Raw genomic sequence first — 1,170 nt, 5'->3', positions numbered from 1 at the left:
ACGGTTTTAGAGGTTAACCAATATAATCGTTCTGATTCATTCGGTGTTAATCCGCCATTATATTGATGTGGTCGTAATTGGCTGTAATAACCAATAATATATCGAGTGATTTCGTGTTTTGCTTCAGCAAAACTACGATAACCTACATTTGGTACCCATTCTGTTTTTAAACTTCTAAAGAAGCGTTCCATGGGGGCGTTATCCCAACAATTTCCTCGTCGTGATAAGCTTTGTTTAATCTGGCATCGCCATAGTAATTGTCTGTAGTAACTGCTGGTATAATGACTACCTTGATCACTGTGAAACATAACCCCTTTAGGTTTATGTCGTGATTCATAAGCCATCATAAGAGCCTTACCTGTTAAGTGACTGTCAGGCGATAGAGACATCGCCCAACCAACAGGCTTTCTCGAAAATAAATCGATAACCACAGCAAGATACATCCAGCGATGTCCAGTCCACACATAAGTCACATCACCAACCCAAACTTGATTAGGTGATGTAACTGCAAATTGACGATTCAGATGATTTGGAATTGCAATATGCTCTTGATTTGCTTTTCGGTATCTATGTTTCGGTGATTGGCAACTAACAAGATTAAGGGCTTTCATTTGTTTGGATGCACGATACCGACTCAAGGGAATACCTTGAGTCGTAACCATATCTGCAATGGTTCTTGCTCCAGCAGAACCATTGCTTGCAGCATGTACCTCTTTGATTAAACTACGCAGTTTAATCAATTCAATAGAAATAGATTTTGGGCGTCTTTGCCAATATTTATAGCTACTGCGATGAACATCAAATACTTTGCATAACGTTGTTATGCTGTGGCTCTTCCTGAGTTTCTCGATTAACGAGAATTGTTCAATGAGTCTGACATCAAGAGAGCGGTGGCTTTTTTTAAGATTTCATTATGCTCTTCAAGAGTGGCTAATTTCTTCTTTAACTCTCGTATTTCAATCTGTTCAGGCGTCATCGGTGAAGCTTTCGGTGATTTACCTTGGCGCTCTTCTTTTAACTGACGAACCCACTTATCCATCGTAGATTTACCCACATTCATGGCCTGAGCAGCTTCAGTTACTGAATAGTTTTGATCGATAACTAATTGTGCTGCCTCTAATTTAAATTCAGCACTAAATAATCGTCTTGTTCGTTTTGTCATGATGTCAC

At 39.3% G+C, this 1,170-nt stretch carries 1 protein-coding gene; it reads right to left on the bottom strand.

Annotated elements, in window-relative coordinates:
- A protein-coding gene (locus C9J41_RS21565; protein WP_233220429.1) for an IS3 family transposase occupies positions 1-1,162 on the bottom strand; the annotation gives its coding sequence in 2 pieces (ribosomal slippage) (positions 1-895 and positions 895-1,162; 1,163 coding nt annotated over the 2 pieces). This gene is flagged as partial in the annotation.
- Positions 1,163-1,170 lie beyond the last annotated feature (8 nt).

Source organism: Photobacterium sp. GB-50 (genome assembly GCF_003026755.1).
Taxonomy (GTDB): domain Bacteria; phylum Pseudomonadota; class Gammaproteobacteria; order Enterobacterales; family Vibrionaceae; genus Photobacterium.
Note: the sequence above shows the minus strand (reverse complement) of the source record. Positions and strands in the feature narration are given on the sequence as shown.